Consider the following 25,279-nt stretch of genomic DNA (forward strand, 5'->3'; position numbering starts at 1 on the left):
ACCACATCGGATAACCTGTGGTCTGACCACAGGAGGACGGATGCCGGAGACCACAGCGCGCGCCTGGCGCACCGTGCTCGCTCGGGTGGAGAGCGATCTGCTCGACGGCGCGCTCGGCCCAGGGGACCGGCTGCCGTCCGAGCGCGACCTCGCCGCAGACCTCGGCGTCGGGCGCTCCAGCGTGCGCGAGGCGCTGCGCGTGCTCGAGGTGATGGGGCTGATCCGCACGGCGACCGGCTCCGGGCCCCAGGCGGGCGCGATCGTCATCGCCGCGCCCTCCGGAGGCATGTCGACGCTGCTGCGGCTCCAGGTGGCCGCACAGGGCTTCCCGCTGGCGGATGTCGTGCAGACCCGGCTCGTGCTGGAGGACGCCGTCGCCGCGCGTCTGGCCGCCGACCCGCAGCGCGACCTCGCCGGAGTCCGAGGCATCCTGACCGCCATGGATGCCGATGACCTCACCGCCCCTGAGTTTCTCGCCCTGGACGCCGAGCTGCACTACGCACTCGCCGAGGCGTCGGGGAACACCGTCATCGCTGCGATGATGGCGGGCCTGCGCACCGCGATCGAGTCCTACGTGCTGGAGGGCTCGGCGCGCATCGAGGACTGGGCTGCCATGGCATCACGGCTGCGCGCGGAGCACCACGGCATCGTCGACGCCATCGAGGCGGGCGGAGCGGATGCTGCGCGCACCCTCGTCCACGACCACATCACCGGCTACTACACCGCCGCCGGGCTCGTGCCCGGCGACCACTGACACGCACCGTCCAGAGGAGAACACCATGGTCCAGCGCCAGTTGCCCAATCCCGCCGAGCTGCTCGAGCTGATGAAGTTCAAGAAGCCCGAGCTCGACGGACGCAAGCGCCGTCTCGACGCGGCGCTGACGATCTACGATCTGCGCACCATCGCCAAGCGCCGCACGCCGAAGGCCGCCTTCGACTACACCGACGGCGCCGCAGAGGGCGAGCTGTCGCTGGCGCGCGCCCGCCAGGCCTTCGAGGACGTCGAGTTCCACCCCGGCATCCTCAAGCCCGCCCCCACCGTCGACACGAGCGTCGAGATCCTCGGCGGCCCGTCCGCGCTTCCCTTCGGCATCGCGCCCACCGGCTTCACCCGTCTCATGCAGACCGAGGGGGAGACCGCGGGCGCCGGAGCGGCGGCAGCCGCCGGCATCCCGTTCACCCTGTCCACGCTCGGCACCACCTCGATCGAGGGTGTGAAGGCCGCCAACCCGAACGGACGCAACTGGTTCCAGCTGTACGTCATGCGCGACCGGGAGATCTCGTACGAGCTCACCCGCCGCGCCGCCGCCGCCGGCTTCGACACCCTGCAGTTCACCGTCGACACGCCTGTCGCGGGCGCTCGCCTGCGCGACAAGCGCAACGGCTTCAGCATCCCGCCGCAGCTGACCCTCGGCACGATCATCAACGCCATCCCGCGGCCGTGGTGGTGGTACGACTTCCTCACCACTCCCAAGCTCGAGTTCGCGTCCCTCAGCACCACCGGCGGCACCGTCGGCGAGCTGCTGGACGCCGCCATGGACCCCACGATCAGCTACGACGACCTCGCCGTCATCCGCGACCTGTGGCCCGGCAAGATCGTGATCAAGGGCGTGCAGAACGTGGAGGACTCGGTGCGGCTGAAGGATGCCGGCGTCGACGGCATCGTGCTCTCCAACCACGGCGGGCGTCAGCTCGACCGCGCGCCCATCCCGTTCCGGCTGCTTCCGCACGTGCGCAAGGCCGTGGGCGACGACTTCACCGTGATGGTCGACACCGGCATCATGAACGGCGCCGACATCGTGGCGTCTGTCGCCCTGGGCGCCGACTTCACGCTCATCGGCCGCGCATACCTGTACGGCCTCATGGCCGGAGGGCGTCAGGGCGTGGACCGCACGATCGCGATCCTGCGCACCGAGATCGAGCGCACGATGCGTCTGCTGGGTGTCTCCACGCTGGCCGAGCTCGAGCCCAAGCACGTCACGCAGCTGGCGCGTCTGGTGCCGGTGGCCGAGGGCGCCGCGGAGTCGGTCGTCCGCTGAGACGTGTCCCAGAAGCGGCGGGTCGGGTCAGCCCGGGCCCGCCGCTTCTGCGACACGGCGCGCGGCCTGTCTCAGAACGGGCCGGCCTGCCGCCTCGTTACCCGCACCTTCTGGGACGCGGGTCCGGTGCCGTCAGCGGGCGACGCGGTCCGGCAGACCGGCGATGAGCTCGTCGAGCTTGTCCGCCGTGTCCTCCCAGCCCTCCACGGGCACGGAGGGCACGCCGATCGCGAGCACCGGGTAGTCGTTTCCGCCTTCGTCCAGCCGGTCGCCGTAGAAGAGCATGTCGGCCAGCGGGATGCCGGTGTGATCGGCGAGCTGGCGCATGCCATAGGCCTTGTCGATGCCTGCGCGCGTGATGTCGATGCTCGTCGAGCCGCCGGAGCGCACCTCCAGGCCGGGCAGGCGCGCGGCGACCGCGTCGCGGAGAAGGGCCCGCTTCGCGCCGTCCGGATCCCAGGCGTGCTTCGCATCGCGCGGGGCCTGCTGACCCAGTGCCGAGAACGTGATCTGCGATCCGCGGTCCTCGAGGATCTCGCCCCAGGTGCGGCTCTCCCACAGACCCAGGCGCTCGGCCTCCTCGCGCAGGGCGGTGAGCGCGTCGGACTTCTCCTGGTCGGTGAGGTCGTGGGCGTAGACAGCGGCGAACGCCGCACCGTCGTGCCGCAGGTAGCGGGTGCCGCAGGTGGGCAGCAGGTGCAGCCGCGCGAGATCGGATGCCATCGTGTCGGCGAGCCGGGCGATGACCTGCGTGCGGAACTGGTCCTCGTTGCCGCCCGAGATGATCGCAACGTCCACGCGCTGCAGCAGTGCCCGCAGCAGATCCGCGATGCGGACGTCGATCTCGCCCTTCGATGGTGCGAGCGTGTCATCGAGGTCGAAGGCGACCAGGCGAGGCGTAGGCATAGTGATTACAGGGTATCGGAGGGGAGCTGTGGGGGAGCGCGGAGAGGCTGCTCGGGCACGTGCTCCCGATCCAGGTCGCGATTCGTCCGTGAATGCCGCTGTGGCAGGCTGCTCAGGTCGCGATTCGTCCCGGTATTCGCGAGGGATAGCGGGACGTAGTGCGACCTGGACGGACAGCGGATGCTGGGAACGGACGGAATGCGACCTGGAGGGGGTGCGGCTCGCTGAAGTGCGGCGGCGTGGCATCGAGGGGTGCGCGCGGCAGCGTGGGGGTGCGCGGCATTGCTGGGGCGTGGCTCGCCGCTGCGCGGCATCGCTAGGGCTGCCTCGCGGCTTCGCCGCATCGGGGAGGCTGCTCGCCGCTGCGCGGCATCGCTCGGGTGCGGGGCGGCCCACCGCTTCGCGGCGTGCCGCTCTGTCGGCCTGCGACGGGGTGCATCCCCACCGCGCCCTCCACCCGCCGCTGGTCGGGGAGGTTCGTCGCGTTGCGGGAAGTGGCGGCGGGCGGAGCCTCCTGCGCGGCGGGGCCCCTCTGGCGTCCCGGACGGAAAAGCCGAAGATCCCCCGCCCTCCGGGCGGGGGATCTTCGGCTTTGAGTCGGGGTGACAGGATTTGAACCTGCGGCCTCTTCGTCCCGAACGAAGCGCGCTACCAAGCTGCGCCACACCCCGTTGTTGCAACCGTTCGAGTCTACATGCGAACGGCCTCAACGACGAATCGGCGAGCATGCATCGGTCGCCCGCGCGCGTCGCGGGCGCTGCCCGCCGGGAACGACGTTCTCCAGCGGTGACTCCGGCTGCACCTCGGCGCGCGGTCTCAGGCGCTGCGGGCCGTCAGGGTCAGCAGGGTCGCCTCGGGGCGGCATGCGAAGCGCACGGGCGCGTAGATCGAGTGACCGCAGCCGGCGCTCACGTTCAGCGGCACGGTGCGCCCGCCGCGCGTCCAGGTGCTCAGGCCCTTGGCCTGCTTCAGCGGGATGTCGCAGTTCGCGACCAGCGCCCCGTAGCCCGGGAGGCACACCTGGCCGCCGTGCGTGTGGCCGCCGAACACGGCATCAGCCCCGAGCTCCACGAAGCGGTTCAGGACGCGCTGGTACGGCGCGTGCGTCACGCCGATGACGGAAGACCCTGCGGGCCGCTCACCGAGCGCGTCGAGAGCCGAGGGGAGCGCCTCCAGCTCATCCCAGTCGCGATGCGCGTCGTCGACCCCCAGGAAGTCGATGCTGTTCCCGGCGACCTCCAGCCGCGCCGCGGCGTTGTTCAGATCGTGCCATCCGAGCTCCGCCGTGAAGTACTCATCCATGGCATCCGTGTCGAGCGACTGGATCCGCTTCGCGCCGCTCGACGGGCCCAGGAAGTACTTGAACGGATTGCGCGGGGACGGGGCCTGCACGTCGTTCGAACCGTGCACGAACACTCCGGGGATCCCCGCGAGGGGCTCGAAGGCACGCCGGATGCCGGTGAGCCCGTCGAGATGCCCGAGGTTGTCTCCGGTGTTCACCACCAGATCGGGCTCGAGTGCGGCGAGCGTCGCCAGCCAGCGCTGCTTGCGGTGCTGCCACGGCGCCATGTGGGCATCCGACAAATGCAGCACGCGCACGGGACGGCTCCCCGGAGCGAGCGCCGGCGCGGTCACCTCACGGACGGTGAACAGGTACCGTTCGATGCCGACGCCCCACACCGTCGCCGCGACGCCCACGGCCCCCACCGCGCCGAGCGCGATGAGGGCCGGGTGCGCGGAACCTCGCGAGGTCAATGCCCGTTTCCGATGCAGACCACCGACACCGTGCTGCCCGGCGGCGCGGGGGAGCCTCCCGGCGGGTTCTGAGCTGTCACGGGAGAGCCGCCGTTGCATCCCTTGTCGTCGACGCTGAACCCGGCATCCTCCAGCGCCTTCTTCGCGTCGCTGAACTTGGCGCCCACCACGTTCGGCACATTCGCTGCTGGAGGATTGCCCGTGCTCGGCGAGAGCGTGACGGTCGTGCCTGCGGGCACCTGGCCGGCACCCGGCGTCTGCGTCGCGACCAGTCCGGCACCGAGCGTGCTGTCCACGGGCGTGCCGACCTGCACGGAGAACCCGGCGTCCTCGAGGGTCGTGGTCGCCTGATCGATGGGCATGCCCACGACGTTCGGCAGATCCTTCAGGACCTGACGCGTCAGGTTCTTGTCCGGAGTCGTGAACTTCGTGCCCGGGTAGATGTCATCCGCGGCGCGCTGCAGGGCCTTGGACACGTTGTACCGGATCCGGTTCATCGCGTTGCCCTTGTAGGACATGCTCGAGAGCTTGTACTCGGGGCCCTCGACCTTACCGGCGTAGACGAAGGTGGCGACCTTGGTGCTGGACATCGCCATGGCGGTGCCCGCGTCCTGGTTGGTACCGGTCTTGCCGATCAGCGGGGTGCCGTCGTTCGGGTTCGCGGGAGCACCGGTGCCGCCGTTCATGACGCCCTGCAGAGCGTATGCCGCCGTCGCCGCCACCTCGGGCGAGATGACCTGCGTGCAGGAGGACTCGGGAAGCGGGATGTCGTTGCCGTCGGAGCCGACGATCTTGTCGATCGCGCGCGGCGTGCAGTACACGCCGTTGTTGGCGACCGTCGCATACGCGCCGGCCATCTGGATCGGTGCGATGTGCTTCGAGCCGAGCGTCGTCGCGAAGGGACCGTTCGGCGCCAGGTCGTTCGGGCCCTCGGGCTCGGTCACGGGCTTGCCGTTGCCGTAGTGCACGCCCATCGAGGTCGCGGTCTCGTTGATGTCGCAGAGGTCCAGCTGCTGCGCCATGGCGTAGAAGCCGGTGTTCAGCGAGGCCTTGGTGAACTGCATCACCGTCCCCTTGTAACCCGGGTTGTTGCCGAAGTTCTTGGTCTTGTCCTTGTTCGGCTGCTTCTTGCCGCAGATCGTGAAGGGCGTGAACAGCTGCCAGCGTCCGTCGAGGGCCTCGTTCACGGAGTGGCCCTGCTTGAGCCACTCGACCAGGGTGAAGATCTTGTAGGTCGATCCGACACCGAAGCCCTCGGATCGGCCGTGCGCGTAGTCCGCGGCGTACACCAGACCGGTCTCGCCCAGAGCCTTGTTGGCGTCGGCGGTGTCCTTGAACGTGGTGTTCTGGACGATGGAGAGGATGCGGCCGGTGTCGGCCTCGATCGACACACCAGAGGTGCCGAAGCTCTTGCCTTCGACGTAGACGGGTGCGTACTTCGTCATCGCCTCGTTGCCCGGCTGCTGCACGCGCATGTCGAGCGAGGTGTACACGCTCATGCCGCCGCGGCGGAGCTTGTCGGCGCCCAGGCTCTTGTCTCCCTCGATCACGTTCTTCACGTACTGGCAGAAGTAGCCCTGCTGACCCGCCGCCTGGCAGCCCTGGGTCGACGGGTGGATGTTCGGGGTGATCGGCAGCGCCACTGCGTCGTCGTGCTGCTTCTTGGTGATCTTGCCGTCGATCAGCATGCGGTCGAGCACGTAATTGCGGCGGAACTTGCTGTCGGCGTAGCCGTCCTCTGCCGAGTTGCGCGCCTTGCCGGAGCCGTCGGTCCAGGAGCCGCCGGGCTTGTCGAAGCGGAACCGGTTCGGGTTCTGCACCGCACCCGCGAGGGTGGCCGCCTGGTCGAGCGTCAGGTTCGCCGCGGTGGTGCCGAAGTAGTAGTTCGACGCCGCCTCGATGCCGTAGGTCTGACCGCCGAAGTTGGCGATGTTCAGGTAGCCGAGCAGGATGTCGTTCTTCGAGTAGTCCTTCTCGATCTGGATGGCGTAGCGCATCTCCTGCAGCTTGCGCTCGACGCCGTCGGAGCCGACGGCGTTGGTCGCGTCGCTCCAGCACGCGTTGAGCTTCTCGGCGTACTTCTTGTCGCCGGGCGACACGTTCTGCTCGCACTGCTGGATCAGCACGTTCTTCACGAACTGCTGGCTGATGGTCGACGCACCGCGCGACGACGTGCCGCGGATGTTGTCGTACACGGCCTTGACGGTCGCGCCCAGGTTCACGCCGCCGTGCTCGTAGAAGCTCTTGTCCTCGCTGGAGAGGATCGCGTCGTACAGCAGCGGGGAGACCTGATCGAAGTTCACCGGCACGCGGTTCTGGTCGAAGAACCTCGCCAGCTCGAACGGCTGGCCGTCGGTGCCCGTCGCGTAGAAGACGGTCGGCTCCATCGGCGTGCCGGGGGTCAGGCTGTCAGGCAGGTTCTCGAAGATCGAGAGAGCCTGGGATCCGCTGACGCCGGCGATGGCGATGGCGGGGGTGACAGCGGCCGTGGCCAGCACTCCGGCGACGGCGCTCAGGCCGACGAGGCCCATCAGTCCGCCGAGCACGCCCTTCAGCGTCCGATTCTTTTGAGGCATACGCTTGATGCTAGGGGAGTTCCCTGAATAGAAGCCTCGACGAACGGATCGCCCCGCGCGTCGACGACACGCAGGAGTGCCATGACCACGTGGGAGTATCTGACCACGCCGCTGCTGATTCACAACACCGCGGCCATCCTCAACAACTGGGGCAAGCAGGGCTGGGAGCTCGTGCAGGTCGTCCAGGGTCCCGAGGGCGGTCTGGTCGCCTACTTCAAGCGCCCGGTCAACCAGGATCAGGCGGCCAACACCGGCCTCGCCGCCGCCGCGGAAGCGGCACGTCAGTTCGAAGGAGACACCAAGTGAGCATCGCCACCCGCCTCGAGGAGCTCGGCATCGAGCTTCCCGCCGTCGCCGCCCCTGTGGCCGCGTACGTCCCCGCCGTCGTGCACGGCGGCGTCGTGTACACCTCCGGCCAGCTGCCGTTCGTGGACGGCGCGCTCCCCGAGACCGGCAAGGTCGGCGCGGAGGTCGACGCGGATGCTGCCAAGGGCTACGCCCGCACCTGCGCGCTGAACGCCGTCGCTGCGGCGGCTGCTGCCGCCGGCGGAGTCGACAGGCTCGCCGGAGTGCTCCGCGTCGGCGGCTTCGTGGCATCCGATCCGTCGTTCACCGGCCAGCCCGGTGTGATCAACGGGGCGAGCGAGGTGCTCGGCGAGATCTTCGGCGACGCGGGCAAGCACGTCCGCGCCGCGGTCGGCGTGACCGTGCTGCCGCTGGACACCCCCGTCGAGGTCGAGGTCGCATTCCTCCTCGCCTGACCACGGCATCCGGACAGCAGAAGGCGGTCCCTCCCGCTCGGGAGGGACCGCCTTTCGCATCCGTGCGCTACTTGACCTGGCTCGTGATGGTCGTCATGACCATGGTGTCGGCCAGCGTCGTGGTGTCGCCCACCTCGCGGCCCTCTGCGACGTCGCGCAGCAGGCGGCGCATGATCTTGCCGGAGCGCGTCTTGGGCAGCTCGTTCACGATGTACACGTCGCGGGGACGGGCGATCGGGCCGATCTGCTCGCCGACCCAGCCGCGCAGCTGGGCCACCAGGCCCTCGGGCGAGTGCTGGTCGAGGTAGCTCTGCTTGATGATGACGAAGGCCACCACCGCCTGGCCGGTGGTCTCGTCGTTCGCGCCGACGACGGCCGCCTCGGCGGTGGCCTCGTGCGCGACCAGGGAGGACTCGATCTCGGTGGTCGACAGGCGGTGGCCCGAGACGTTCATCACGTCGTCCACGCGGCCCAGCAGCCAGAGGTCGCCGTCCTCGTCGAGGCGGGCGCCGTCGCCGGCGAAGTAGAAGCCCCTGTCCTGGAACTTCTCCCAGTACGTCTCCTTGAACCGCTCCGGGTCGCCCCAGATCCCGCGCAGCATCGAGGGCCACGGCTCGGTGATGACCAGCAGGCCGCCGTTGCCGTTGCCGACCTCGTTGCCGTCGTCGTCGACGACGTCGATCGAGATGCCGGGCAGCGGCACCTGGGCGGAACCGGGCTTGGCCGCCGTGATGCCGGGGAGCGGGGAGACCATCGCCGCACCGGTCTCGGTCTGCCACCAGGTGTCGACGATCGGCGTCCTGTCCGCGCCGATGACCTCGCGGTACCACATCCAGGCCTCGGGGTTGATGGGCTCGCCCACCGAGCCGAGCAGGCGCAGGCTCGACAGGTCGAACTGCTGCGGGATCTGACGGCCGGTCTTCATGAAGGAGCGGATGGCCGTGGGGGCGGTGTAGAAGATCGTGACGCCGTACTTCTGGATCAGCTCCCACCAGCGGCCGGGATGCGGGGCATCCGGCGTCCCCTCGTACATCAGCTGGGTGGCGCCGTTGGCGAGCGGACCGTAGGTGACGTAGGTGTGGCCGGTGACCCAGCCGATGTCGGCGGTGCACCAGAACACGTCGGTCTCGGGATGCAGGTCGAAGACGTACTTGTGCGTGTACGCGGCCTGGGTCAGGTATCCGCCCGTGGTGTGCAGGATGCCCTTGGGCTTCCCGGTCGTGCCGGACGTGTAGAGGATGAACAGCGGGTTCTCGGCGGGGAACGCCTGCGCCTCGTGCTCGGCGGATGCCTGCGGAACCACCTCGTGCCACCAGACGTCGCGATCCGCGTCCCAGTCGACCTCGTTCTCGCCGCGCTTGACGACCAGGACGTGCTCGACGGTGGCCTGCTCGCCCTCGCCGTTCCGGTCGCTGAGCGCCTGGTCGACGGCGGGCTTGAGCGCCGAGACCTTGCCCTTGCGCCAGCCGCCGTCAGCGGTGATGACGACCTTCGCACCGGCGTCGTCGATGCGGGAGCGCAGGCTGTCGGCGCTGAACCCGCCGAACACGACGGAGTGGATCGCGCCGAGGCGGGCGACGGCGAGCATCGAGATGACGGCCTCGGGGATCATCGGCAGGTAGATGGCGACGCGGTCGCCGTGGCCGATGCCGAGGTCGGCGAGAACGTTCGCGGTGCGCTTGACCTCGTCGGTCAGCTCGGCGTAGGTGATGCTGCGGGAATCGCCCGGCTCGCCCTCCCAGTGGATGGCGACGCGGTCGCCGAGGCCGGCCTCGACGTGGCGGTCCAGGCAGTTGTAGGCGACGTTGAGCTCGCCGTCGTCGAACCACTTCGCGAACGGCGGGTTCGACCAGTCGAGCACCTGCGTGAACGGCTTGCTCCAGGTGAGCAGCTCGCGGGCCTGGTCGCCCCAGAAGCCCTCGCGGTCGGCCTTCGCGCGCTCGTACAGAGCCGGGTCGTCGATGGTGTTGGCCACGAACTCGTCGGACGGCGGGAACTTCCGCGACTCGTCGAGGAGGTGGTCGATCTGGCTGCTCATGGCACTTCGCTCCTTTGCGCGGGCTGTTCGGCCGCGACTGCGCGCGACCCGGGACAGGCCGAATCTAGTCGGGCGCCCGCACGGCGGCCTACTGTCGAAAGTCGGTAGTGCGCCTCGTTTGCATCGGCCTCGCAGCCTGCATACACTGACCTCAGCCGAATCTTATTCCGGCTTCAGCGCGCCCGATACCCCCGAACGCGGGTCGCGCGTGGGCGGCATCTCATTCCCCCCGTGAGGTGCCGCCCTTCGGCATTCCCGGGGCGCTGTTCTCCGGCGGCCTTCGTCTGGCGCGTTCTCCCTGCACAACCGCGGATTCCGCAGGATTGTGCACATCCCGCGGGTTCACGGCTCCGGTGCGTCGGCCGGCCCGCCTAGCGTCGTGGCATGCCAGAACCGTTCGTGCTCCGTCCGCGCACCACCAGCGGCCTCGCCGTCGAGGACGTGCCCGCGCCCAAGGCGGTCGACGCCGCATTCGGCGCCCTCGCCGAGCATGTCCGCGATCCGCTGGTCACCGACATCTTCGTGAACGGCTCCGCCGGGCTGTTCGTCGATCGGGGCGAGGGCGCGGAGCGCGTCGCGGACTGGCGGGCATCCGAGCGGGAGGTCCGCGATCTGGCCGTCGCGCTGGTCGGCGCGGGCGGGCGGCACCTCGATGACCAGTCGCCCTGCGTCGACGTACGACTCGACGACGGCATCCGAGTGCATGCCGTGCTGGCCCCGGTCTCGACATCCGGAACCGCGCTGTCGATCCGGGTGCCGCGGGTGATCGGAGCCGATCTGGATGCGCTGGCGGCATCGGGCACCTTCACGCCGGAGCAGCGGGAGTGGCTCGGAAGGCTGGTCGCGGACCGCGCGAACATCCTCATCACCGGCGGCACCGGCACCGGCAAGACGACGCTGCTCACGGCCCTGTTGACGCAGGCGGGTCCGGGGGAGCGGATCGTGACGATCGAGGATGTCGCGGAGCTGAGGCCGCGGCATCCGCACCACGTCGCCCTCGAGGCGAGACAGCCGAATCTGGAGGGCGCTGGGCGCATCACGCTCGCCGTGCTCGTGCGGGAGTCCCTGCGAATGCGCCCGGACCGCCTCGTGGTGGGCGAATGCCGTGGCGAAGAGGTGCGGGAGCTGCTCACTGCGCTCAACACGGGCCACGACGGCGGCGCCGGGACCCTGCACGCCAGCGGTCTCGCCGACGTTCCCGCGCGCCTGGAGGCGCTCGGCGCGCTCGCCGGCATGGACGCCGTCGCGCTCGCGAGGCAGGTCGTCAGCGCCTTCACGATCGTGCTGCACCTGGAGCGGGGCGCGGACGGTCGTCGCCGCATCGCCCGCGCCGGCCGCTTCGTGCTGGAGGGCGACCGGCTCGCGATGCAGGAGGTGTCGCCGTGGTGATGCGCCTGCTGCGCCGGCGAGAACCGGATGCCGGTGCCATGGCGTCCGCGGCGGCCGCGGCCGTGCGCACGCTGGCCGTGCTTCTGCAGGCCGGTGCGCGGCCGATCGCCGCCTGGCGGCATCTCGCAGACACCGGCGATCCGGTGGCGCTGCGCGTGGTCGAGAGATGCGCTGCCGGAGCCGAGCCCGCGGCTGCGATCGACGCCGAGGGCGGCGCCTGGTCGGATGTCGCGGCGGCCTGGGAGATCGCCACCGTCGTCGGCGCTCCGCTGGCCGAGGTGCTGCGATCCCTGGCGGAGTCGCTGCAGGACGCCGCTGCGGCCGCCGACGACGTGCGGATCGCGCTCGCCGAGCCCACCGGGACGGCGCGACTGCTGCTGTGGCTGCCGTTCGCTGGTCTGCTGCTCGGGTTCGCGCTGGGCTTCGACACGATCGGGGTGCTGGTGACCAACCCGCTGGGGATCGTGTGCGTCGTCGCCGGACTGGCGCTGGTGCTGCTGGCGCGCCTGTGGACCTCCCGGATGGTGCGCAGGGCCCGACCGCGTCCCGGGACGCCCGGCATGCACGCCGAGCTCGTCGCGGTCGCACTGTCGGGCGGCGTCGGAATCCCGCGCGCCCTGCGGCTGGTCGGGCACAGCTCCGCTGTTCACGTCGAGGGCCGCGCCGCGACGGACGCCGTGCTGGAGCTGTCGCGCAGCGCCGGCGTCCCTGCGGGAACGCTGCTGCGGGCGTCGGCGGCGCAGCAGCGCCACGAGGCGAGGGTGCAGGGCCGCATCCGTGCTGCGCGGCTGTCGTCGTCCCTGCTGCTGCCACTGGGCGCGTGCACCCTGCCGGCCTTCCTGCTGCTCGGCGTCGCCCCGCTCATGCTCAGCGTGCTGGGCTCGACACCCCTGCCGATCTGACCGCCACCGCACAGACAACGCACCCACCACGGAAAGAGATGAAGAGAGAAGGAATGACATGACGAACAAGAGGAAGAACGATCTGCCGGTCCTGACCCGCCGGCGGGCGGCGATCCTGTTCCAGGACGAGTCGGGCGCCGCGACCGCGGAGTACGCCATCACGACGATGGCCGCCGTCGCATTCGCGGGCCTGCTGGTCGTGATCATGAGATCGGACGAGGTGCGCGGCATCCTCACCGACCTCGTGCGGCGGGCGCTGACGGTGTCGTGATGCGCGCGCACCTGCCGCGTCTCGCGCGGGCGCCCGCCGCACTCCGCGGGGAGCGCGGATCCGTCGCCGCCGAGCTGGCGGTTGCGCTGCCGGCGGTGCTGCTCGCGCTGCTGCTGGGCGTCGGAGCCCTGGGCGCCGCGGCCACGCAGGTGGCGCTGCAGGATGCCGCGGCGGACGCCGCACGGCTGCTCGGGCGCGGTGAGAGCGCCGCCCGGGCGGCCGCAGCGGTGGCCGCCGTCGAGGGCGCGACGATGAGCTCGCGCGACGGCGCGGGCTTCGTGTGCGTCACGGCAGCCGTGCAGGCCCGGATCGGGCGGCTGATCAGCATCCCGCTGCGCGCCGACAGCTGCGCCCTGGCGGGAGGGCTGTGATGGCGGGCACGGCGCTGGCGTCCGGCATCCTTGCCGTGGCCGCGACGCTGTCCCTCGGCCTGGCCGCGGTCGGCGGTGCGGCCGTCACGGCCCAGTGTGCGGCGGGCGCGGCGGATGCCGCGGCGCTCGCCGCAGCCGATGCCGCGTCCGGTGCGATCGTCACCGACGAGGACCCCTGCGCACTCGCGGCACGGGTGGCGCTGGCATCCGGAGCGACGCTCGTCGCATGCCGAGCGGACGGTCTCATGGCGACCGTGCAGGTCGAATCCGCGTACGCTGGTCTCGTCGCCGTCTCCCGCGCCCGTGCCGGGCAACCCGAGGGATGAGGACGACGACCCCCACCCCGCCTCCGGTCACCCGACGATGCCGTGTCGATGCGACGCTGTGTCCGCACCAGGAGAGCGGTGTGTATGGTGTGCTTCGAAGAAAGGACGCTCTCTTGGCACAAGGCAAGAAGCTCGTCATCGTCGAGTCCCCGACGAAGATGCGGTCGATCCAGGGATACCTCGGCGATGGCTACGAGGTGCTCAGCTCCGTCGGCCACATCCGCGACCTCGCCGACAAGAAGGACATCCCCGCCGCCGACAAGCAGGCGTACGGGAAGTACTCGATCGACGTCGACCACGACTTCGACCCCTACTACGTCGTCTCCGACCGCAAGACGAAGACGGTCGCCGAGCTGAAGCGCGCCCTGAAGACCGCCGACGAGCTCCTGCTCGCCACTGATGAGGACCGCGAGGGCGAGGCCATCGCGTGGCACCTGCTGGAGACCCTCAAGCCGAAGGTCCCTGTCAAGCGGATGGTCTTCCACGAGATCACCAAGGACGCGATCCAGGCGGCAGTCGGCCGCACCCGCGACCTCGACCTGGCGCTCGTCGACGCGCAGGAGACCCGCCGCATCCTCGACCGGCTCTACGGCTGGGACGTCTCGCCCGTGCTCTGGTACAAGGTCAAGTCCGGCCTCTCCGCGGGACGCGTGCAGTCGGCCGCGACCCGTATGATCGTCGACCGCGAGCGCGAGCGGATGGCGTTCACCTCGGCCGAGTACTGGGACGTCGAGGCGCAGGCCTCCGCGACCGGGCAGTCCTTCGGCGTGCGCCTGGTGCGCGTGGACGGCGGACAGCTCGCCCGCGGCACGGACTTCGACGACACCGGAAAGCTGAAGAAGGCCGTCGTCGTCCTCACCGAGGCCGAGGTCATGGCCCTGGCCGCGGCCGTGAACGACGCCGGCGCCGCGACCGTCAGCAAGGTCGAGGCCAAGCCGGGCACCCGCAGCCCCTACGCTCCCTTCACCACCTCCACCATGCAGCAGGAGGCCGGCCGCAAGCTCTCGATGAGCGCGAAGCAGGCGATGAGCGTCGCCCAGCGCCTCTACGAGAAGGGGTACATCACCTATATGCGCACGGACTCGGTCGCGCTGTCGACGCAGGCCATCCAGGCCGCGCGCAGCCAGGCCGTCGCCCTGTACGGCGACAGCGCGGTGCCGCTCAAGCCGCGCGTGTACAAGTCCAAGAGCAAGAACGCGCAGGAGGCTCACGAGGCGATCCGTCCTTCGGGCGAGAACTTCCGCACTCCGGCATCCCTCTCCTCCCAGCTCGACCGCGAGGAGCAGCGCCTCTACGACCTGATCTGGAAGCGTACGGTCGCCAGCCAGATGTCGGATGCCAAGTACGAGACCACCACGGTCACGCTGGAATCGGACGCCGACGGCAAGCGGCTCGAGTTCACCGCATCCGGCACCGTCTACACCTTCAAGGGCTTCCTGGAGGCGTACGAGGAGGGCCGGGACGAGAAGCGCAACGCGCAGGACTCCGCCGAGAACCAGTCCCTTCCCGCCGTCGCCGTCGGCGACGAGCTGGCGATGGCGGATGCCGAGGCCAAGGGCCACCGCACCACCCCCAAGCCCCGCTACACCGAGGCCTCGCTGGTCAAGGCGCTCGAGGAGCACGGCATCGGCCGCCCCTCGACCTTCGCGAGCATCATCGGCACGGTGATCGACCGCGGCTACGCGTCCAAGCGCGGCCAGGCGCTCGTGCCGACCTGGCTGGCGTTCAGCGTCGTGCGGCTGCTCGAGCAGCACTTCGCCGATCTGATCGACTACGACTTCACGGCGGCGCTCGAGGACGACCTCGACGCGATCGCCCGTGGTGAGCAGAACCGCAACGAGTGGCTGCGCTCCTTCTACTTCGGCTCCGACGCGCACGTCGGGCTGCGGCAAGTGGTCGACAACCTCGGCGAGATCGACGCGCGGGCGCTGAACTCCACCCGCATCACCGACACCGCCACGCTGCGCTTCGGAAAGTACGGGCCGTACCTCGAGGTCGTCGACCCGGCGAACCCCGATGCCAAGCCGCGCATCGTCAACGTGCCCGAGGACCTCGCCCCCGACGAGCTGACGCCCGCCAAGGCGCAGGAGCTGGTCGACGCGCCCGTCGCCGGCGATCGCGTGCTGGGGGAGAACCCCGAGAACGGCAAGATCGTCGTGGTCAAGGACGGGCGGTTCGGCCCGTACGTGCAGGAGAACGACCCGGTCTCCGACGAGGACGAGGTCGACACCGAGACGGGCGAGGTCGTCGAGGCCGCGCCGAAGAAGAAGAGCGCCAAGAAGAAGGAGGCCGCGCCCAAGCCGCGCACCGCCTCGCTGTTCCGCTCCATGTCGGTGGACACCATCGACCTCGACACCGCGCTGCAGCTGCTCAGCCTGCCGCGCGTGGTCGGCAAGGACCCCGAGTCGGGCGAGGAGATCACCGCGCAGAACGGCCGGTTCGGTCCGTACTTGAAGAAGGGGACCGACTCCCGTTCGCTGGAGAACGAGGCGCAGATCTTCGGCGTCACGCTCGAGCAGGCGTTGGAGATCTACGCACGGCCGAAGTACGGCGCAGGCCGGGTCAGCAGCGCGCTCAAGGAGTTCGAGGCCGATCCCGTCAGCGGCAAGCCGATCCGCATCCGCGACGGACGATTCGGCGCCTACGTGACCGACGGCGAGACCAACGTCACCATCCCGCGCGGGCAGACCCCGGACGACGTCACCTTCGAGATCGCCGTGCAGATGCTCGCGGACAAGCGGGCCAAGGGCCCTGCGCCCAAGCGCGGGGCGAAGAGGACGGCGGCCAAGAAGGCTCCCGCGAAGAAGCCCGCCGCGAAGAAGGCGCCCGCGAAGCGGCGTACTGAGCGAGCGCAGCGAGACGAAGTGAAGGCGCTCACCGACGATCAGAAGGCGGCCGCGCGCTCGGAGGCCGCCAAGAAGGCGGCCGCCACCCGCAAGGCCAACGCGATCGCGAAGGCCGACGCGGCGCGCAAGGCCAAGGCAGGCTCGTGACCTCCGAGCGTCGGGGTCTCTGGATCACGCTCGAGGGCGGCGACGGCTCGGGGAAGACCACCCAGGCGGCGCTGCTCGCCGAATGGCTCGGCGCGCAGGGCCGCACGGTGCTGCACACGCGTGAGCCGGGCGGTTCCGAGGTCGGCGTGCTGATCCGCAACATCGTGCTGCACCACCGCGGCGAGGTCGCACCGCGCGCCGAGGCGCTGCTGTACGCCGCCGACCGCGCGCACCACGTCGCCACCGTGGTGCGTCCCGCGCTGCAGCGCGGCGATGTCGTCATCCAGGATCGCTATCTCGACTCGTCGGTCGCGTACCAGGGCGCCGGGCGCGTGCTGGATGCCACGGAGGTGCGCGACCTGTCGCTGTGGGCGACGGAGGGCGCGCTGCCCGACGTCACCGTGCTGCTCGACATCGACCCATCCGAGGCCCGTCGCCGACTGGACGCGGACGACAAGCCGTTCGACCGGCTGGAGGCCGAGAAGGAGGAGTTCCACACCCGCGTTCGGGAGTCGTACCTGCGCCTCGCCGCGGCCGAGCCGGGGCGCTTCCTCGTCGTGGACGCCACCCGCGATCCCGACGACATCGCGAGCGTGATCCGCGCCCGCCTGTCCGTGCTGCTCTGAACGCGCAGGTCGATGTCGGTGCCGAGGTTAGGCTGGACAGCATGACTCAGGCCGCGCTCGCCCCGTTCCCGTGGAGCGAGGTGTGGGGTCAGGATGCGGCCGTCGAGACGCTCCAGCAGGCGGCCTCCGATCCTGCCGCGCTCTCGCACGCGTGGCTGATCACCGGCCCTCCCGGATCCGGCCGCTCCACGCTCGCCTACGCCTTCGCGGCGACGCTCATCGCCGAGCATCCGGACGACGAGAACGCGATGCGGCAGGTGCTTGCGGGCACGCATCCCGACCTCACGGCGCTGCGCACCGACAAGGTGCTCATCACGATCAAGGAGGCGCGCGAGCTCGTCGCCCGCTCCTACTTCTCCCCGTCGGCCGGACGCTACCGGGTGATCGTGGTCGAGGATGCCGACCGCATGGTCGAGCGCACCTCCAACGTGCTGCTGAAGGCGCTCGAGGAGCCGCCCGAGCAGACCGTCTGGGTGCTGTGCGCCCCGAGCGAGGCCGACCTGCTGCCCACCATCCGCTCCCGGGTGCGCGCGCTGCGCCTGCGCGAGCCGGAGGTCGCCGACGTCGCCCGCCTGATCGCGCTGCGCACGGGCGTGGACGAGGCCACCGCCGAGCAGGCCGCCCGCCATTCGCAGCGCCACATCGGCATGGCCCAGCGCCTCGCCACCGACGACGGTGCGCGCCGCCGGCGCGACGAGACCCTCCGGGCGGTGCTCGGGGTGCGCGGCGTGGGCACTGCCGTCGAGGTCGCCGGGCACATCATCCAGGCCGCCACCGACGACGCCAAGGCGCTGACGGCTGAGCGCGACGCCGCCGAGCGCGCGGCGCTGCTGCGCACGGTCGGCATCGCCGAGGGTCAGGCCGTCCCGCCCGCGCTGCGGCCGCAGCTCTCGGCCCTCGAGGACGACCAGAAGAAGCGGGCCACCCGCAGCCTGCGCGACGGGATCGACCGGGTTCTCACCGACCTGCAGTCGATGTACCGCGACGTGGTCATGCTGCAGTTCGGTCGCACAGGCGAGCTGATCAACAGCGAGCTGCGCACCGAGCTCGAAGCCCTCGCGGCGGCCTGGCCGGTCGAGCGCGCGCTCATCGCCCTCGACGCCATCAGCGACACCCGTGAGTCCCTGGAGCGCAACGTCTCGCCGCTGCTCGCGACCGAGAGCCTCCTGGTGACCATCTCCAGCGGAAGGACCCCGTGACCCATCGAGCACGGCGCGCTGCGCGCCGCATCCTCACCGTCCTGGCCGGAGTCGCCGCGGCATCCGTCGTGCTCTCCGGATGCCTGTACGCCCAGATCCCCGCGGGGGCGCCCGCGCCGGTGCGTACGGCCGACACAAGCGGCGTCTCCGCCGAGCTCCTGCCGTACTACTCGCAGAAGCTCACCTGGAAGTCGTGCGGCGCCGGCTTCGACTGCACCGAGGTGAAGGCCCCCCGCGACTGGGAGAAGCCCGCCGACGGGGACCTCGAGCTCGCGATCGTGCGGCACCGGGCGACCGGCACCTCCCAGGGCTCGCTGCTGATCAACCCCGGCGGACCCGGTGCGAGCGGCTACGACTTCGTCCACGACAGCCTGGACTACGCGGTCGGCGCCGATCTGATCGAGGACTTCGACGTGATCGGCTTCGACCCGCGCGGCGTCGGCCGCTCCACCGCGGTGCGCTGCCTCGATGCGAAGCAGATGGACGACTACCTCTACGGCGTGGTGCCCGGTCCGCGCAACACGCCGGAGTGGGAAGCCGCGCTCTCCGCGCGGGACAAGACCTTCGCCGACGCCTGCGAGGCGAACAGCGACGGCCTGCTGCCGTACATCACCACCGTGAACTCGGCGCGGGACATGGACCTCATCCGCGGCGTCCTGGGCGACAAGACGCTGAACTACCTCGGCTACTCCTACGGCACGTTCCTCGGGGCGACCTACGCGAAGCTGTACCCCGAGCGGGCGCAGCGGCTCGTGCTGGACGGCGCGATCGATCCGGCCGTGCCTGGCCTCGAGGTCAGCACCATCCAGGCCGAGGGCTTCGAGTCGGCCCTGCGCGCCTACCTGGAGGGATGCCTGGCGGGCCGGGACTGCCCGTTCAACGGCTCGGTCGACGAGGCCCTCACCGATTTCCGCGCCCTGCTGTCGAGCATCTCCCGCACGCCGATGAAGAACGGCGACGGGCGGATGCTGACCGTCGACTCCATGATCACCGGTACGATCGCCGCGATGTACAGCCAGCAGAGCTGGTCCTACCTGACCAAGGGGATCACCGCGGCGCTGCAGGGCGACCCGTCCGTGATGATGGGGCTCGCCGACTCCTACAACTCGCGCAACCCCGACGGCACCTACGCCGACAACACCGCCGAGGCGTTCCGCGCGTACAACTGCATGGACTACCCGGTCGAAGAGGATCCGGCCGCGGAGGCCGCCGTCATCACGCAGCTGGAGGCCAAGGCTCCCACGTTCGCCCCGTACTGGCAGGCGCCGGACCCCTGCAAGGTGTGGCCCCACGCGCCGACCGGCGTGCGGGAGAGGATCGCGGCCGACGGCTCGGGCCCGATCGTCGTGGTCGGCACCACCAATGACCCCGCCACCCCCTACGCCTGGGCCGAATCGCTCGCGGAGCAGCTGCAGAACGGCGTCCTCGTCACCCGTGTGGGCGAGGGGCACACCGGCTACAACAAGGGCAACGGCTGCGTGGACCAGGCCGTCGAGCGCTTCCTGATCGACGGCAAGGCTCCCAAGGACGGTCTGCGCTGCGAATGACCCGCCGATGCGGCCTCGGTTTCGCGGAGGCCGCATCCTCGTAGTAGGATCATTGCTTGTGCCGCAGTCCGCTGCGCACGCCACCTTAGCTCAGTGGTAGAGCATCCCACTCGTAATGGGAAGGCCGTCAGTTCAATCCTGACAGGTGGCTCAGATCGGCCCCGGAACTCCAGTTCCGGGGCCTTTCCCGTTCCGGCGGGCCGCCCTTCCCGCGCCCGCTGTGCGCCGCGTACGCTCGAGGGATGAGCAGAGCACTCCTCATCGTCGACGTGCAGAACGACTTCACCGAGGGCGGCGCGCTCGCCGTCGCTGGCGGGGATGCCGTGGCATCCGCCGTCACCGCGCACCTCGCCGCGCACGCGGCGGAGTACGCCGTGGTCATCGCCTCGCGGGACTGGCATGACGCCGAGGGCGACAACGGCGGCCACTTCTCCGACGAGCCCGACTACGTGGACTCCTGGCCCGTGCACTGCGTCGCCGGCACCGACGGCGCCGCCTACGATCCGCTGCTGGTGACGGACGCCGTCACTCACCACGTCCTCAAAGGCCAGGGCGTTCCGGCGTACTCGATGTTCGAGGGCAGGACCGAGGGCGGTGAGACCGTCGGCGGCATCCTGACCGCGCACGGCGTGACGGATGCGGATGCCGTGGGCATCGCGACCGATCACTGCGTGCGCGCATCGGTGCTGGACGCCATCGCGCACGGTGTGCACGTGCGAGTGCTCACCGACCTGATCGCCGGTGTCGACGAGCAGGCCAGCCGGGCGGCGCTGGCCGAGCTCGCTCACGCGGGCGCGGAGCTCGTGGACGGCTCGGCCGGGTCCGAAGCCCGGTGAGCGTCCGCTGCGCCCTGCTGCTGCGCGCCGTCAACGTCGGCGGCAGGAACCGCGTGCCCATGGCGGAGCTGCGTGACCTGCTGGCTGAGCGCACCGACCTGCGGGACATCGCCACGTACATCGCCAGCGGCAACGTCATGGCCGACGTCACCGGCGACATCGGCGAGGCGTGCGCCCAGGTGCGCAGGCTGATCCATGAGGCGTTCGACGCCGACACCCCGGTGATCGCGCGCACCCACGAGCAGCTCGTGGCGGCTCTGGAGGCGAACCCCTTCCCGGATGCCGTGGCCGACAAGATGCTGCACATCATGTTCCTGGAGGGCGAGCCGCGGCCGGACGCCGAAGAGGCGCTGCGTGCACGTCTGCAGCCGGGGGAGCGCATCGCGCTCGTCGGCGACGACCTGTGGATCGACTACGGCCTGAGCGGGGCCGCGAACACGAAGCTCACGCGGCCGGTTCTCGACCGCGCGCTCGGCACTGCAGGCACCGCCCGCAACATCCTGACGCTGCGCAAGCTCATCGAGCTCACCGCCTGAGCGGCCGGTTCCAACCGGCCGCTCACGCCGATGCGAGCCTCTTCTGCTCCCGCGCATTGATCGCCGCGAACAGCCGATTGCGCTTGGTGTTCTGGAATGCTGCGCACCGCCAGGTGCCGTCTTCGCGTACGAACACGAACGTCTGCGTCTTGTCGTGTCGGATGCGCGTGCCCTTGCCGATTCCGCCCTCGGTCAGCACGACGGCGACATCGTCACTCAGCATCCGCACGCCCAGTACGACCACGGACATGCGGCTGCCGCGCTGCCACTTCTCGAACAGCGGCACATGATCGGCATGGATCGAGTCCCGCCCGCGCGTGATCGTGCCGATGAAGATCACGTAGCTCGCGTCCTCGGTGAACTCCTGCGCGTAGGCGGCAGCGTCGCCGGCATCCCAGGCGCGGCGCATCCGCTCCAGCGAGTCGACGATTCCAGCGGGGATGTCCGCCCGGGAGACTCCTTCTAGTGCAATCTGCATGAAGCTAATAGTGCACTCTGCATTATTAGAAGTCAAGCTCGTAGACTCGCATGGTGACCGATGACGACCGACAGCTCAGCCGCGCAGACCGCGACCTGCCCGCGCTGACCGTGCTCGCGCTGCTGACTGTCGGCCCACGGCATCCGTACGACATCCATCGGTTCGTCGTCGAGACGCACAAGGATTTCGTCGCGGGTGCTCCACGCAGCATCTACCACGCTGTGCAGCGACTGGAGCGCGCGCACCTGATCGAGCCGATCGGATCGGAGCAGGCGGGCGGGCGCCCCGAGCGCACGGTCTTCGCGCTCACCGAAGCAGGTCGTGCTGAGGTGCGCAGGCGGGTGGCTCTCATGCTGTCCGCGCCGCACGGTGACCGCATCGGCACGGTGGCGGCGCTGTCGTTCCTCGGCGTTCTCTCGCGAGACGAAGCAGTCCTGGCGCTGCGTGCCCGCGTTGCCGCGCTGGAAGCGACCATCGCCCGGCAGGCATCCGACCTGCGGGCGGCCACGGACGTGCCTGCCATCCTGCTCGTCGAGACAGAATACGAGCGCAGCCAGCTCGAAGCCGAACGGGAGTGGTTCCGCGCGCTCGTCGGGAGGCTGGAGAGCGGCGAGCTCGAGTGGCTGTCCCGGTGAGCACACATCCCGCCACGATCGCTGCCGCCGTGGACCACGAACTGATCATCAGGAAGTCCCGGTTCATCGCGCACGTGGCGCCCGTGTCCTCGTCCGAGGATGCGGATGCGGTCATCGGCCGGATCAAGAAGCAGTACTGGGACGCCCGGCACAACTGCAGCGCCCAGATCACCGGGATCGACGGCGATCGGGCGCGCTCCTCGGACGACGGCGAGCCGTCCGGAACCGCGGGCATCCCGATGCTCGAAGTGCTTCGCCGCCGGGAGCTGACCGATGTCGTCGCCGTCGTGACGCGCTACTTCGGCGGCATTAAGCTGGGCGCCGGCGGCCTGGTGCGGGCGTACTCGTCGGCGGTCTCCGAGGCGCTGGATCTGGCCTCCCTTGTCGATCGGCTGATGCTCGCGCAGGTGACGATCGCCGTGCCGCATGCCGATGCGGGGCGCTTCGACAACCTGCTGCGCGACTGGACCGACAGGAACGGCGCCGTGCTCGGCGAGCCGCAGTACCGCGAGCAGGCGGTCTTCGAGGTGTGGAGCCCCGCGGACGTGATCGAAGCACTGCAGGCCGAGATCGCGGCCTCCTCAGGCGGCTCCGTGGTGGCATCCGTCACCGGGACCGAGCGCGTGGTGGACGTCCCGCGCTGAGCCGTGCCGGGCTCACGCGGCTCCACGGAGCGGGCGGCATGCCGTCGGCGCCGCGCAGATCCACGCGCCGCGCCCCGCAACCCGCACAGCGCACATAGACGATCTCACCCTCGGAGGTGCGGTGCGCGGACTCGGCCGTCCACGCGTGCTCGTGCTGGGGGAGCGGACTCGGGATGCGGATGGGCGCGGTGCGGGATGCGGTCATGTCACCACGATGATGTAATGGCCTTATGCATCTCAACCCTTACGGCGAGTACGCGGTCCTGCTCGCCGCATCCCTGGCCAACGACTGGCCGTCCGACCGGGACGGCATCGAGCGGCGCACGCGCGACTTCGGGATGACGATGGCGTTCGAGGTCGCATCCGACGACCACGCCCGCACGCGACGGGTCGTGGACGCCTGGCTGGGCGTCGTGGATGCCGAGGACGACGCCGCCCGCGCCGCGGCACTGAACCGGCAGATGGCCGCGGCGGCCGCGTACCCGCAGCTCACCGACCACGACGGGGAAGGGTGGCATCTGCACTACCGCGACGCCGGGCGCTCGCTGCCCGACGTGCTCGAGGCCGTGATCAGCGTGGGCACCGCGCTGCATCTGACCGAGCGCGGCATGCACAGACTCGGGCGCTGCGCCGCTGCGCCGTGCGAGAACGTCTACGTCGACATCACCCGCAACGGACGGCAGCGCTACTGCTCCGTGCGCTGCGCGAACCGCGATGCCGTGCGGCGCCATCGCGCACGCGGGATCTGAGCCCGGTCGAGGCGGCCGATCAGCCGCGCAGCGCGGCGAGCACGGCATCCGACAGCGGCGGCCACGCCTCGATCGCCCACGGGCCGAAGTCCCGGTCGGCGAGAGCGACGCAGGCGACGCCGGCATCCGGATCCACCCACAGGAACGTCCCGCTCTGGCCGAAGTGCCCGAAGGTCGCGGGGGAGTTCGCCACCGAGGTCCAGTGCGGCGACTTGTCGTCCCGCAGCTCGAATCCCAGGCCCCAGTCGTTGGGGCGCTGGATCCCGTAACCCGGCAGCACGCCCTGGAGGCCGGGGAAGGCGACGGCCGTCGCGTCCGCGAGCGTGCCGGGCGAGACGAGGGCCGGATGCTGCAGTTCCGCCGCGAAGCGGCACAGGTCGGCGACCGTCGAGACGGCGGCGGCCGCGGGCGAGCCCTGCAGCTGCGAGGACGTCATGCCGAGCGGCTGGAGCACCGCCTCGTCCAGGTACTCGGCGAAAGGGATGCCGGAGTGCGCGGTCACGGCCTCGGCCAGCACCTCGAATCCGCGGTTGGAGTAGATCCGGCGAGTGCCGGGTGCGGCGCGGACGACATCCGAGGTCATGTCCAGGCCGGAGGCATGCGCGAGCAGGTGGCGCACCGTGGAACCCTCAGGGCCGGCGGGAGTGTCGAGCGCGAACACACCCTCCTCGACGGCGATGAGCACCGCATACGCGGTGAGCGGCTTGGTGACCGACGCCAGCCGGAACGGCCGTGAGACGTCACCGTGCGCGGCGAGAACGGCACCGTCGGCGGAGACGACGGCGGCCGCCGCGTTCTCGACGGGCCACGTCTCGATGGCGGCGAGTGCGTCGTCCAGGGCGGTCATGGGGCTCCTCCGGCTCGGTTCGGCTCGTCGTGCGGGAGCGGGCTCCCGGCGCCCTGGAATCCTCCCATATCGTGCCGGCGTCCGCGGTCGCACGGCGGCCGTCTGGCATGATCGGGGCCATGAGCGTCTCGCGCACGACCGCCACCCTCGCAGGGCTGGCGCTGATCGTCCTCCCGTTCGTCGCCCTGCTGGTGAAGCTCGTCTACCCGGGCTGGATGCTGGTCTTCATGCTCCTGTACAGCCCGGTGCTGCTGATCGGCTGGGCCACGCAGATCGTCATCGCGGCGAACGGGCTGCTGCGGGCGCGCGGAGTGCTGCGCACCGGCTCCGCAGGGCTGCGGCCGATCATCGCCGCGTGGCTGACGTCCGTCGCCGTGGTCGGAGTGGGATTCTTCCTGATCGACGGCGGCGACGACGGGAACTCGGGTTCGGCGTTCACCGAGCTGGCCGGCACGAGCTCCACGTCGGCGGGTTCGGAGCTGTCGATGATCCTGTGCCTCGCCTGCGCGGTGGTGTGGGCGGGGGCATGGCTGTGGCTGCTGATCGAGTGGATCGTGCAGCTGGTGCTTGCGGGCAACGCCCGTCGGGCACAGGCTATGCCTGCGTAGGTGGGCCCCGTGGGGCTCGAACCCACGACCCGCGGATTAAAAGTCCGATGCTCTGCCAACTGAGCTAGAGGCCCCTGGTCAGGGCGGACCTGACCGATCCATCCTATCCGGCGGAGCAGCCGCACCGTCGACCGTGAACGCACGAGCGGGGGGGGGGGGAGGGAGGGGGGGGGGGGAGGGGGGGGGGGGGGAGGGGGGGGGGGGGGGGGGGGGGGGGGGGGGGGGGGGGGGGGGGGGGGGGGGGGGG

25 protein-coding genes and 3 tRNA genes are annotated in these 25,279 nt (G+C 70.4%); 20 read left to right on the top strand and 8 right to left on the bottom strand.

From position 1 onward, the window contains the following. The first annotated feature begins 40 nt into the window (after positions 1-40). Together ACTJJ4_RS18045 and ACTJJ4_RS18050 are read left to right on the top strand one after the other, a co-directional pair. On the top strand, positions 41-754 hold the full coding sequence (locus ACTJJ4_RS18045) for a FadR/GntR family transcriptional regulator (RefSeq protein ID WP_440944607.1): 714 nt from the start codon (positions 41-43) through the stop codon (positions 752-754). A gap of 25 nt (positions 755-779) precedes the next feature. Then, a complete protein-coding gene (locus ACTJJ4_RS18050; protein ID WP_440944608.1) occupies positions 780-2,039 on the top strand; it encodes an alpha-hydroxy acid oxidase in 1,260 nt (419 codons plus the stop codon). A 132-nt stretch (positions 2,040-2,171) separates the two neighbouring features. On the opposite strand, the gene ACTJJ4_RS18055 is transcribed toward ACTJJ4_RS18050, so the two are convergent. The 4 genes from ACTJJ4_RS18055 to ACTJJ4_RS18070 form a co-directional block, all read right to left on the bottom strand. Continuing rightward, positions 2,172-2,945, bottom strand: coding sequence for an HAD-IIB family hydrolase (locus ACTJJ4_RS18055; RefSeq protein WP_440944609.1), 774 nt, complete (start codon positions 2,943-2,945; stop codon positions 2,172-2,174). Positions 2,946-3,542: 597 nt separating this feature from the next. After that, positions 3,543-3,616: transfer RNA gene (locus tag ACTJJ4_RS18060), tRNA-Pro, on the bottom strand. 145 nt (positions 3,617-3,761) lie between these two features. Next, positions 3,762-4,700 carry a metallophosphoesterase gene (locus ACTJJ4_RS18065; protein WP_440944610.1) on the bottom strand — a complete coding sequence of 313 codons (939 nt, stop codon included), beginning with the start codon at positions 4,698-4,700 and terminating at the stop codon, positions 3,762-3,764. Next, a complete protein-coding gene (locus tag ACTJJ4_RS18070; RefSeq protein ID WP_440944611.1) occupies positions 4,697-7,276 on the bottom strand; it encodes a transglycosylase domain-containing protein in 2,580 nt (859 codons plus the stop codon). The genes ACTJJ4_RS18065 and ACTJJ4_RS18070 overlap by 4 nt, the downstream gene beginning before the upstream one ends. Positions 7,277-7,357: 81 nt before the next feature. Here ACTJJ4_RS18070 and ACTJJ4_RS18075 point away from each other — a divergent pair, with 81 nt between their 5' ends. Together ACTJJ4_RS18075 and ACTJJ4_RS18080 are read left to right on the top strand one after the other, a co-directional pair. Next, positions 7,358-7,582 carry a hypothetical protein gene (locus ACTJJ4_RS18075; protein WP_292704777.1) on the top strand — a complete coding sequence of 75 codons (225 nt, stop codon included), beginning with the start codon at positions 7,358-7,360 and terminating at the stop codon, positions 7,580-7,582. Continuing rightward, positions 7,579-8,037, top strand: coding sequence for a RidA family protein (locus tag ACTJJ4_RS18080; protein ID WP_292704779.1), 459 nt, complete (start codon positions 7,579-7,581; stop codon positions 8,035-8,037). Before ACTJJ4_RS18075 ends, ACTJJ4_RS18080 begins: the two co-directional genes overlap by 4 nt. Positions 8,038-8,104: 67 nt before the next feature. On the opposite strand, the gene acs is transcribed toward ACTJJ4_RS18080, so the two are convergent. Further along, positions 8,105-10,075 carry an acetate--CoA ligase gene (acs, locus tag ACTJJ4_RS18085; RefSeq protein WP_440944612.1) on the bottom strand — a complete coding sequence of 657 codons (1,971 nt, stop codon included), beginning with the start codon at positions 10,073-10,075 and terminating at the stop codon, positions 8,105-8,107. Between the two features lie 384 nt (positions 10,076-10,459). Here acs and ACTJJ4_RS18090 point away from each other — a divergent pair, with 384 nt between their 5' ends. From ACTJJ4_RS18090 to ACTJJ4_RS18145, 12 genes are all read left to right on the top strand, one after another. Further along, positions 10,460-11,464 (top strand): TadA family conjugal transfer-associated ATPase, encoded by a 1,005-nt coding sequence (locus ACTJJ4_RS18090; RefSeq protein ID WP_440944613.1) that lies wholly within the window; start codon positions 10,460-10,462, stop codon positions 11,462-11,464. Beyond that, entirely contained in the window at positions 11,464-12,366 is a 903-nt protein-coding gene (locus ACTJJ4_RS18095; RefSeq protein ID WP_440944631.1) for a type II secretion system F family protein, read from the top strand. Before ACTJJ4_RS18090 ends, ACTJJ4_RS18095 begins: the two co-directional genes overlap by 1 nt. A gap of 58 nt (positions 12,367-12,424) precedes the next feature. Continuing rightward, complete coding sequence (locus tag ACTJJ4_RS18100) at positions 12,425-12,637, top strand: DUF4244 domain-containing protein (protein ID WP_440944614.1); 213 nt, start codon at positions 12,425-12,427, stop codon at positions 12,635-12,637. Beyond that, a complete protein-coding gene (locus tag ACTJJ4_RS18105) occupies positions 12,637-13,008 on the top strand; it encodes a TadE family type IV pilus minor pilin (RefSeq protein ID WP_440944615.1) in 372 nt (123 codons plus the stop codon). Before ACTJJ4_RS18100 ends, ACTJJ4_RS18105 begins: the two co-directional genes overlap by 1 nt. Next, positions 13,008-13,334, top strand: a complete 327-nt coding sequence (locus ACTJJ4_RS18110) for a helicase (RefSeq protein ID WP_440944616.1) — start codon at positions 13,008-13,010, stop codon at positions 13,332-13,334. Before ACTJJ4_RS18105 ends, ACTJJ4_RS18110 begins: the two co-directional genes overlap by 1 nt. A 113-nt stretch (positions 13,335-13,447) precedes the next feature. After that, entirely contained in the window at positions 13,448-16,327 is a 2,880-nt protein-coding gene (gene topA, locus ACTJJ4_RS18115) for a type I DNA topoisomerase (protein ID WP_440944617.1), read from the top strand. Continuing rightward, positions 16,324-16,953: a dTMP kinase gene (gene tmk / locus ACTJJ4_RS18120; protein WP_440944618.1), complete on the top strand. Its 630-nt coding sequence runs from the start codon at positions 16,324-16,326 to the stop codon at positions 16,951-16,953. The genes topA and tmk overlap by 4 nt, the downstream gene beginning before the upstream one ends. Before the next feature lie 41 nt (positions 16,954-16,994). Further along, positions 16,995-18,152 carry a DNA polymerase III subunit delta' gene (locus tag ACTJJ4_RS18125; protein ID WP_440944619.1) on the top strand — a complete coding sequence of 386 codons (1,158 nt, stop codon included), beginning with the start codon at positions 16,995-16,997 and terminating at the stop codon, positions 18,150-18,152. Beyond that, the gene (locus tag ACTJJ4_RS18130; RefSeq protein WP_440944620.1) at positions 18,149-19,699 is read left to right on the top strand and encodes an alpha/beta hydrolase; all 1,551 of its coding nucleotides are present in this window, start codon (positions 18,149-18,151) and stop codon (positions 19,697-19,699) included. The genes ACTJJ4_RS18125 and ACTJJ4_RS18130 overlap by 4 nt, the downstream gene beginning before the upstream one ends. A gap of 79 nt (positions 19,700-19,778) precedes the next feature. Then, a tRNA-Thr gene (locus ACTJJ4_RS18135) sits at positions 19,779-19,850 on the top strand. A 91-nt stretch (positions 19,851-19,941) separates the two neighbouring features. Next, positions 19,942-20,535 carry an isochorismatase family protein gene (locus ACTJJ4_RS18140; RefSeq protein WP_440944621.1) on the top strand — a complete coding sequence of 198 codons (594 nt, stop codon included), beginning with the start codon at positions 19,942-19,944 and terminating at the stop codon, positions 20,533-20,535. Continuing rightward, on the top strand, positions 20,532-21,071 hold the full coding sequence (locus ACTJJ4_RS18145) for a DUF1697 domain-containing protein (RefSeq protein WP_440944622.1): 540 nt from the start codon (positions 20,532-20,534) through the stop codon (positions 21,069-21,071). The genes ACTJJ4_RS18140 and ACTJJ4_RS18145 overlap by 4 nt, the downstream gene beginning before the upstream one ends. 22 nt (positions 21,072-21,093) lie before the next feature. Here ACTJJ4_RS18145 and ACTJJ4_RS18150 read toward each other — a convergent pair whose 3' ends face one another. Beyond that, the gene (locus ACTJJ4_RS18150) at positions 21,094-21,549 is read right to left on the bottom strand and encodes an SgcJ/EcaC family oxidoreductase (RefSeq protein ID WP_440944623.1); all 456 of its coding nucleotides are present in this window, start codon (positions 21,547-21,549) and stop codon (positions 21,094-21,096) included. A 53-nt stretch (positions 21,550-21,602) separates the two neighbouring features. Here ACTJJ4_RS18150 and ACTJJ4_RS18155 point away from each other — a divergent pair, with 53 nt between their 5' ends. The 3 genes from ACTJJ4_RS18155 (at position 21,603) to ACTJJ4_RS18165 (ending at position 23,577) form a co-directional block, all read left to right on the top strand. Next, complete coding sequence (locus ACTJJ4_RS18155; RefSeq protein ID WP_440944624.1) at positions 21,603-22,184, top strand: helix-turn-helix transcriptional regulator; 582 nt, start codon at positions 21,603-21,605, stop codon at positions 22,182-22,184. Continuing rightward, positions 22,181-22,828 (top strand): YigZ family protein, encoded by a 648-nt coding sequence (locus ACTJJ4_RS18160; protein ID WP_440944625.1) that lies wholly within the window; start codon positions 22,181-22,183, stop codon positions 22,826-22,828. The genes ACTJJ4_RS18155 and ACTJJ4_RS18160 overlap by 4 nt, the downstream gene beginning before the upstream one ends. Before the next feature lie 230 nt (positions 22,829-23,058). Beyond that, complete coding sequence (locus ACTJJ4_RS18165; protein ID WP_440944626.1) at positions 23,059-23,577, top strand: CGNR zinc finger domain-containing protein; 519 nt, start codon at positions 23,059-23,061, stop codon at positions 23,575-23,577. Positions 23,578-23,596: 19 nt separating this feature from the next. Here ACTJJ4_RS18165 and ACTJJ4_RS18170 read toward each other — a convergent pair whose 3' ends face one another. Further along, complete coding sequence (locus ACTJJ4_RS18170; RefSeq protein WP_440944627.1) at positions 23,597-24,424, bottom strand: serine hydrolase domain-containing protein; 828 nt, start codon at positions 24,422-24,424, stop codon at positions 23,597-23,599. A 119-nt stretch (positions 24,425-24,543) separates the two neighbouring features. Here ACTJJ4_RS18170 and ACTJJ4_RS18175 point away from each other — a divergent pair, with 119 nt between their 5' ends. Further along, positions 24,544-25,032 (top strand): hypothetical protein, encoded by a 489-nt coding sequence (locus ACTJJ4_RS18175; RefSeq protein ID WP_440944628.1) that lies wholly within the window; start codon positions 24,544-24,546, stop codon positions 25,030-25,032. Between the two features lies 1 nt (position 25,033). On the opposite strand, the gene ACTJJ4_RS18180 is transcribed toward ACTJJ4_RS18175, so the two are convergent. Continuing rightward, positions 25,034-25,106 (bottom strand) — tRNA-Lys (locus ACTJJ4_RS18180). Positions 25,107-25,279 lie beyond the last annotated feature (173 nt).

This window comes from Microbacterium sp. 22195 (genome assembly GCF_052056515.1).
Classification (GTDB): Bacteria; Actinomycetota; Actinomycetes; order Actinomycetales; family Microbacteriaceae; genus Microbacterium.

Excerpts from the sequence above, each read along its gene's own strand:
- ACTJJ4_RS18045 (WP_440944607.1), top strand. The coding sequence starts at position 41 with ATGCCGGAGACCACAGCGCGCGCCTGGCGCACCGTGCTCGCTCGGGTG.
- ACTJJ4_RS18050 (WP_440944608.1), top strand. The coding sequence starts at position 780 with ATGGTCCAGCGCCAGTTGCCCAATCCCGCCGAGCTGCTCGAGCTGATG.
- ACTJJ4_RS18055 (WP_440944609.1), bottom strand. The coding sequence starts at position 2,945 with ATGCCTACGCCTCGCCTGGTCGCCTTCGACCTCGATGACACGCTCGCA.
- ACTJJ4_RS18070 (WP_440944611.1), bottom strand. The coding sequence starts at position 7,276 with ATGCCTCAAAAGAATCGGACGCTGAAGGGCGTGCTCGGCGGACTGATG.
- ACTJJ4_RS18075 (WP_292704777.1), top strand. The coding sequence starts at position 7,358 with ATGACCACGTGGGAGTATCTGACCACGCCGCTGCTGATTCACAACACC.
- acs (WP_440944612.1), bottom strand. The coding sequence starts at position 10,075 with ATGAGCAGCCAGATCGACCACCTCCTCGACGAGTCGCGGAAGTTCCCG.
- ACTJJ4_RS18090 (WP_440944613.1), top strand. The coding sequence starts at position 10,460 with ATGCCAGAACCGTTCGTGCTCCGTCCGCGCACCACCAGCGGCCTCGCC.
- ACTJJ4_RS18095 (WP_440944631.1), top strand. The coding sequence starts at position 11,464 with ATGCGCCTGCTGCGCCGGCGAGAACCGGATGCCGGTGCCATGGCGTCC.
- ACTJJ4_RS18100 (WP_440944614.1), top strand. The coding sequence starts at position 12,425 with ATGACGAACAAGAGGAAGAACGATCTGCCGGTCCTGACCCGCCGGCGG.
- ACTJJ4_RS18105 (WP_440944615.1), top strand. The coding sequence starts at position 12,637 with ATGCGCGCGCACCTGCCGCGTCTCGCGCGGGCGCCCGCCGCACTCCGC.
- ACTJJ4_RS18110 (WP_440944616.1), top strand. The coding sequence starts at position 13,008 with ATGGCGGGCACGGCGCTGGCGTCCGGCATCCTTGCCGTGGCCGCGACG.
- ACTJJ4_RS18125 (WP_440944619.1), top strand. The coding sequence starts at position 16,995 with ATGACTCAGGCCGCGCTCGCCCCGTTCCCGTGGAGCGAGGTGTGGGGT.
- ACTJJ4_RS18140 (WP_440944621.1), top strand. The coding sequence starts at position 19,942 with ATGAGCAGAGCACTCCTCATCGTCGACGTGCAGAACGACTTCACCGAG.
- ACTJJ4_RS18150 (WP_440944623.1), bottom strand. The coding sequence starts at position 21,549 with ATGCAGATTGCACTAGAAGGAGTCTCCCGGGCGGACATCCCCGCTGGA.
- ACTJJ4_RS18165 (WP_440944626.1), top strand. The coding sequence starts at position 23,059 with ATGCATCTCAACCCTTACGGCGAGTACGCGGTCCTGCTCGCCGCATCC.
- ACTJJ4_RS18170 (WP_440944627.1), bottom strand. The coding sequence starts at position 24,424 with ATGACCGCCCTGGACGACGCACTCGCCGCCATCGAGACGTGGCCCGTC.
- ACTJJ4_RS18175 (WP_440944628.1), top strand. The coding sequence starts at position 24,544 with ATGAGCGTCTCGCGCACGACCGCCACCCTCGCAGGGCTGGCGCTGATC.